At 66.4% G+C, this 6,846-nt stretch carries 6 protein-coding genes and 1 pseudogene; 4 read left to right on the top strand and 3 right to left on the bottom strand.

The window, feature by feature from the left end; translation table 11 throughout:
• Positions 1-202 (bottom strand): annotated as a pseudogene (locus tag WAN71_RS14765) (hypothetical protein); the annotation flags it as partial.
• Positions 203-278: 76 nt separating this feature from the next.
• Between WAN71_RS14765 and WAN71_RS14770 the strand changes: the two are divergent.
• Positions 279-1,370 (top strand): Zn-dependent alcohol dehydrogenase, encoded by a 1,092-nt coding sequence (locus WAN71_RS14770; protein WP_422226045.1) that lies wholly within the window; start codon positions 279-281, stop codon positions 1,368-1,370.
• A gap of 600 nt (positions 1,371-1,970) precedes the next feature.
• Here WAN71_RS14770 and WAN71_RS14775 read toward each other — a convergent pair.
• Positions 1,971-2,297, bottom strand: a complete 327-nt coding sequence (locus WAN71_RS14775; protein ID WP_422226046.1) for a helix-turn-helix domain-containing protein — start codon at positions 2,295-2,297, stop codon at positions 1,971-1,973.
• Positions 2,298-2,410: 113 nt separating this feature from the next.
• Between WAN71_RS14775 and WAN71_RS14780 the strand changes: the two genes are divergently transcribed.
• On the top strand, positions 2,411-3,685 hold the full coding sequence (locus WAN71_RS14780; protein WP_422226047.1) for a DUF222 domain-containing protein: 1,275 nt from the start codon (positions 2,411-2,413) through the stop codon (positions 3,683-3,685).
• On the opposite strand, the gene hemW is transcribed toward WAN71_RS14780, so the two are convergent.
• Positions 3,682-4,854 carry a radical SAM family heme chaperone HemW gene (gene hemW / locus WAN71_RS14785; protein ID WP_422226048.1) on the bottom strand — a complete coding sequence of 391 codons (1,173 nt, stop codon included), beginning with the start codon at positions 4,852-4,854 and terminating at the stop codon, positions 3,682-3,684. The two genes, WAN71_RS14780 and hemW, sit on opposite strands and share 4 nt — an antisense overlap.
• 230 nt (positions 4,855-5,084) lie before the next feature.
• On the opposite strand from hemW, the gene WAN71_RS14790 reads away from it, so the two are divergent.
• Entirely contained in the window at positions 5,085-5,141 is a 57-nt protein-coding gene (locus WAN71_RS14790; protein WP_370485981.1) for a hypothetical protein, read from the top strand.
• Between the two features lie 113 nt (positions 5,142-5,254).
• The coding region (locus tag WAN71_RS14795) for a nitrite/sulfite reductase (protein ID WP_422226049.1) at positions 5,255-6,846 on the top strand (1,592 nt) is incomplete at its 3' end.

Genomic DNA, 6,846 nt, shown 5'->3' on the forward strand with positions numbered 1-6,846 from the left:
CGTCGAGCGCGCGCCATCCGGCCACGGCCCGCCGCGCCGCCTGCACCGCAACGTCGAGTTGGTCAAGATCGGCGGCCGGCGCATACCCGACGATCTCGGCAGGACGGGCCGGGTTGTGTACCGAATAGCTGGTGCGGCCACCGGGCCGCGGCTCGCCCCCGATCGTGAGGGGTGCGGATGCTTCAGCGGATGTTGCGGTCATCGTGCTTGCCTCCTTGACCCGGTGCGGTCGTCCCGCCATCGTAAGTCGGTATGACATGGATCACAGGGCGGTTCGCATGAGGGGTGTGGTGCTGCGGGAGGTTGGTCAGCCCACCGCGGTGGAGGAGCTCGCGCTGCGGCCGCTCGGTCGCCACGAGGTCCGAGTGCAACTGGCCGCCAGCGGCGTGTGTCACAGCGATCTGTCACTGCGCAACGGGTCCATCCCGACGCTGCTGCCCGGCACGCTCGGTCACGAGGGCGCCGGGGTGGTCGCGGAAGTGGGCGACGACGTCACCAGCGTCGGCCCAGGCGATCACGTTGTGCTGACTTGGCTGGTGGCGTGCCGATCCTGTCCGCATTGCCTGCGTGGAGAGTCCCAGCTGTGCGTGCATGCCTACGACCACGCCTATGGCGGTCCTTACGCCGAGAGCGCCGCCGGCCCGGTATGGCCGGGAATGGGCGTCGGGTCGCTGGCCGAACAGACACTGCTGCCTGCCGCGGCGGTCGTGCCGGTCGATAAGTCGCTGCCGCTCGATCACGCCGCGCTATTAGGCTGCGGCGTCACGACCGGCGTTGGCGCGGTGATGCGCACGGCGGCCGTCCGCCCGGGCGAGAGCGTGCTCGTCATCGGTTGCGGCGGTGTGGGTTTAGCCGCGATCCAAGGGGCGCGGCTGGCCGGCGCGGCGCCGATCATCGCCGCCGACCAGGTGGCCGCCCAACTTCCGGCGGCGACGGCCAACGGCGCGACCGAGACGATCGATGCGAGCGAGGTCGACCTGGCCAGCGCCGTGCGCGACCTCACCGGCGGCGCCGGAGTCGATCACGGAATCGAAGTCGTGGGCAAACCCGCCACGATCCGCGCGGCTTACGACGCCACCCGCCGCGGCGGCAAGGTCACCCTGGTAGGTGCCGCGGGGATCGAGGAGTCAGTGACGTTTCCAGCGCTTTCATTGATGGTCGAGGGCAAGACCATCCAAGGCAGCGTGTACGGCGCCAGCGACCCGGCGCGCGATATCCCGCTGTTGGCCGACCTGTCCCGCCGCGGTCTGCTCGACATCGAGGCGTTGGTGACGCGGCGGATCGGTCTCGACGACGTCGAGGCGGCGTTCACCGATATGGCCGCGGGCCATGGTGCCCGCAGCGTCGTGTGCTTCGACACAAGGCCGTAAGCAATCTTGCAGTGCCTATGCCGCAAGCACATGACGTCTGCGACGTTCTCCTTGAAACCCTACTATTCGGCTAGCGCAACCAGCGGCGGCGGAGTGCCGTCGTCTTCCAGAGAAAAAGGAATCCCAACATGAAGACGAGAGTATTGATGGCCACGGTCGGTGGTGCAGCGGCAGCCTTGGCCGCTGGTGTTATGTGGACCGCACCATCGACCTCGGCTGGTAGCGACTTTTGCAATTCGCTTCCCACCCCCGCGCAAGTTCATGATTGCAGCTGCGGCGCTGACAACGTCCCAGGTACTCAGGAATATCAGCAGTGCCTGCATGGAAATGCGGCTGCGCCCGGACCGGCCAGCTCACCGCCACCCGCGCCACCCGCGCCACCCGCCTAATCCCTACCGCGCTTGGCTCGCCACCGGTGCGGCGAACCGCGAGGGCGCGTCCCAATCGCGGGCCGCGCCTCGATGCAATCGACCTTTGGGGCCGGCCACGGCCCTTTCGACGGTGCGCCGTGATGCAGCCGCGCCAGCCGTCGGCGATAGGTGCGTTCCGGGATGCCGGCCAAAACGCAGAACCTCGAAACCGGCAGACCCGCTGCTTCTCTTAGGGCTTCGAGGTCGACGAAGGGACCTGATCGGCCAGCGCCGCGCCGCGCTGCCAGACCCGCAACTGAACAGTGGCCTCCGCAAGTGCCAACTTCAGCTGCTCGTTTTCGAGCTGGAGCCGACGCTGCTCGGGAGTGCCCTTCCTGCCAGCCGGCCCACTGGGAACCTCTTGGAGCCGCTGAGCACCCGCCTCGAGGAACTGATGCTTCCACTTGACCACCGAGTCAGCACTAACCCCCAATCGGCGCGCCGCCTCCCGGCAACTCATCTCACCGGCCAGCACCGACAACACCATCCGCAGCTTGTCCTCCGGAGCAACCTTCATTCGCCGTGATCTGACCATGACACCCACCCAACCCTCTTGAACGGCGGCCGCGCTGTGGATAACGCGACCCTGCCAAAAAGTTTGAGTCAGTGGAGGCGTGTACTATCGAACATATGTTCGAATCTCTGGCTGTGATCAATCCGGCGTGTGAGGAATCGGCGCTGATCGAGCGCATTGCCGAGCTGGAGCGGCTCAAATCCGCCGCTGCGGCGGGCCAGGCTCGAGCGGCGGCCGCGCTGGATGCGGCACGACGAGCCTCAGAAACCGCCGCTGGCGTGCCGGCCGCGAGCCGAGGTCGCGGGGTGGCCAGCGAAATTGCCCTGGCCCGAAGGGACTCACCAGCACGCGGCGGTCGGCATCTCGGCTTCGCCAAGGCGCTGGTAAACGAGATGCCGCATACCTTGGCCGCTTTGGAGCAAGGGCAGCTATCGGAATGGCGGGCCACCCTCATCGTGCGGGAAAGCGCCTGTTTAGACATCGAAGACCGGCAAGCGCTGGACGCCGAGCTGTGCGGCGATCCCGCCGGCCTGGACGGGATGGGCGATGCCCGAGTGGCCGCTGCAGCCAGGTCGGTTGCCTACCGACTGGACCCGCACGCCGTCGTCGAAAGGGCCGCCAAAGCCGAAACCGAGCGCACAGTTTCCATCCGGCCCGCTCCTGACACTATGACCTGGTTGACCGCGCTCCTGCCCGTAGCCCAAGGCGTATCGGTGTATGCGGCACTGCGCCGTACGGCGGACACCACGTTTGACGGCCGGTCCCGCGGCCAGGTCATGGCCGACACTCTCGTCGAACGCGTCACTGGCCGCAGCGCAGCGACGCCAACACCAATCGCAGTCAATCTCGTTCTCTCGGACCACACGCTGCTGAGCAGCGACGCGACCCCGGCGGACATCTGCGGGTACGGCCCAATTCCCGCCGACGTCGCCCGCGGGTTAGTGATGGCCGCAGCCACAGACTCACGGTCACGCGCGACGCTGCGCCGGATCTACACCCATCCAGAGTCCGGCGCGCTGGTGGCGATGGAGTCACGGGCCCGGCGATTTCCGCGCGGGCTGGCCACATTCATCGGGCTGCGCGATCAACGATGTCGTACGCCCTACTGCGACGCGCCAATCCGACACCGCGACCATGCCACGCCGTATGCCCGTGGCGGGCGAACCGCGGTTGACAACGGGCTGGGATCTTGCGAACGGTGCAACTACGTGAAAGAGGCCGCTGGCTGGCGGGTCAGCGCGGGCATGGACGAAACCGGCAGACACACAGCCGAATTCACCACTCCAACCGGCGGGCACTACCGTTCGGCGGCGCCGCCGCGCGCGCCGACAGTGACGATCAGTGAACTCGAAGTCAGGGTAGGCATCGCGTTGATGCAGCATGCTGCTTAATCCAGCAGCGTGCGGACGACGCCGTCGGCCAGCAGCCGTCCCCGGTCGGTGAGCACGAGGCGCTGACCTTCTGGCTTGAGCAGGCCGTCGCTGACCGCGACAGCGGCGCGCTCGCGCTCGGCGTCGTCGAGCAGGTCCAGCGGCAGACCTTGGCGTAGTCGGATCCTCAGCATGACGTCCTCGGTGTGGCGCTGCTGAGCAGTCAACTGCTCGAAACCAGCGACCGGCAACCCCGCGCCGTCGAGGATCTGCGCATAAGCGTTGGGGTGCTTGACATTCCACCAGCGCGTCGCACCGATATAGCTGTGTGCCCCCGGGCCCGCACCCCACCACTGGCCACCGTCCCAGTAGCCGAGGTTGTGTCGGCATTGCCCGCCGGCACGGCTCCAGTTCGACACCTCATACCACTCGAGCCCGGCCGCTGACAGCTGCTTGTCTACCACCTCGTAGCGATGCGCCAACACGTCGTCGTCGGGAGCGGCGAGCTCGCCGCTGCGCACCCGGCGCGCCAACGCGGTGCCCTCCTCGACCACCAGCGCGTAGGCGGAGACGTGATCGACCCCGGTGTCGACCGCCGCTTCGACGGAGCGCAGTACATCCTCGTCGGATTCCCCAGGGGTGCCGTAGATCAGGTCGAGGCTGACGTGCTCAAAACCTTCGGCGAGCGCCTCGCGGGCCGCCGCCGCAGACCGGTTCGGTGTGTGGATCCGATCTAGAACACCCAGCACCCTTGGCGAGACAGACTGCATGCCCAGCGACACCCTCGTGTAGCCGGCCGCGCGGGCGGCCGCAAAGAAGTCGGGCCAAGCCGACTCCGGGTTGGCCTCGGTGGTGATCTCGGCGTCGGCGGCCAGCTCGAAATTGTCGCGCACCGACTGCAGCACCGCGGTGATGCGCTCGCCACCCAACAACGACGGCGTCCCGCCCCCGACGAACACGGTGTGCACCGTCGGTGCGCCCAGCCGGGCTGCGGCCAGCTCGAGTTCCGACCGCAGCACCTGCAGCCACGCGTCGGGGTTGACGCCACCCAATTCGGCCGGGGTGTAGGTGTTGAAGTCGCAGTAACCGCAGCGGGTGAAGCAGAACGGCACGTGCACGTAGATGCCGAACGGTCCGCCCGAGCTCACGTGCACATCGGGCAGTCCTACCGGCGCAGAACTTGCCGTCATGGCTGCCAATATTCCTGAGTCGACGCACAACCTCCAGCGCGGGCTACTTATCACCGCGACCAGACGGTGTTGGCAGCGGACTCTCGGATACATTTGCGCTGCGTCCCAGGGTTGCCACGTAGTTTTGCTCACTATGAGAGAAATTCCACCCTGGTAGCGACCGTTGGCGACATCCATGGCACAATGGCCGAGTGACCACCGCCCACCGCAGCCCGTTCGACATCGCGTTGGTGGCGCGTCGGCACATCGATCTCAAGCGTGTCTGCAGCTGTCGCTGTCTGCCTTGATGTCGTAGACCCGCCCACCTGTATTTCCAGCTGGCTCCCGGATCTGCGCTGCCGGGACAGCAACCGGTGATCTGCGCGGTCCAAGCCGGCTACTCCAAAGAGGAGATTGCCGAATGACCTCCCCCCGCCCCGCCAAGGGCCGCAGCGAAGGCCAGTGGGCGCTTGGTGAGCGCGAGCCGCTTAATCCCAACGAGCAATTCAAGCTGGATGACGATGCGCTCAATGTGCGCGACCGCATCCTCAACCACTACTCCAAAGCCGGTTTCGACAGCATCGACAAGAACGACCTGCGTGGCCGCATGCGCTGGATGGGTCTCTACACCCAGCGTGAACAGGGTTATGACGGCAGCTGGACCGGCGACGAGAACCTCGATCTGCTCGAGGCCAAGTACTTCATGATGCGAGTCCGGTGCGACGGCGGGGCACTGTCCACCGCGGCGCTGCGCACGCTCGGACAGCTTTCCACCGAGTTCGCCCGGGACACCGCCGACATCTCCGACCGGGAAAATGTGCAGTACCACTGGATCGAGATCGAGAACGTCCCCGAGATCTGGGAGCGGCTGGCCGCGGTCGGGCTGCAGACCACCGAGGCGTGCGGCGACTGCCCGCGGGTGGTGCTGGGCTCCCCGCTGGCCGGTGAGTCACTCGACGAGGTCCTCGACCCGAGCTGGGCCGTGCAGGAGATCGTCCGCCGCTACATCGGCAATCCGGAGTTCTCCAACCTGCCGCGCAAGTACAAGACCGCGATCTCGGGTCTGCAGGACGTCGCGCATGAAATCAACGACATCGCGTTCATCGGGGTCAACCACCCCGAGCACGGAGCCGGGCTGGATCTGTGGGTGGGTGGCGGCCTATCCACCAACCCGATGCTGGCCCAGCGGGTCGGTGCGTGGGTGCCGCTGGAAGAGGTCCCCGACGTTTGGGAGGCCATCACATCGCTGTTCCGGGACTACGGCTACAGACGACTACGGGCCAAGGCCCGGCTGAAGTTCCTCATTAAAGATTGGGGCATTGAAAAGTTCCGTGAAATTCTCGAAACCGAATACCTCAAACGCAAACTCATCGACGGTCCGGCTCCCGAACCCGTCAAGCACCCGATCGACCATGTCGGCGTGCAGCGGCTGAAGAACGGGCTCAATGCCGTTGGGGTAGCACCGATTGCCGGGCGGGTGTCGGGCACCATCCTGTCCGCGGTGGCCGATTTGGCCGAGCAGGCGGGGTCGCAGCGGATCCGGTTCACCCCCTACCAGAAGCTGGTCATCCTAGACGTTCCCGACGACAGGCTTGACGAGCTGACCGCCGGCCTGGACGCGCTGGGCCTGCCGTCGCAGCCGTCGCACTGGCGCCGAAACCTGATGGCCTGCACCGGTATCGAGTACTGCAAGCTGTCGTTTGCCGATACTCGCGGGCGTTCCCAGGTGCTGGTGCCCGAGCTGGAGCGCCGACTCGACGACATCAACGCACAACTGGACGTGCCAGTGACCGTCAACATCAACGGCTGCCCGAACTCGTGTGCGCGCATCCAGATTGCCGACATCGGTTTCAAGGGCCAAATGGTCGACGACGGCCACGGCGGCTCGGTCGAGGGGTTCCAGGTGCACCTGGGCGGCAGCTTGGGCCTCGACAGTGGTTTCGGGCGAAAACTGCGCCAACACAAGGTCACCAGCGCCGAGCTCGGTGATTACATCGACCGCGTAGTGCGCAA

The sequence above is a fragment of the Mycobacterium sp. genome, assembly GCF_049280035.1.
Taxonomy (GTDB): domain Bacteria; phylum Actinomycetota; class Actinomycetes; order Mycobacteriales; family Mycobacteriaceae; genus Mycobacterium.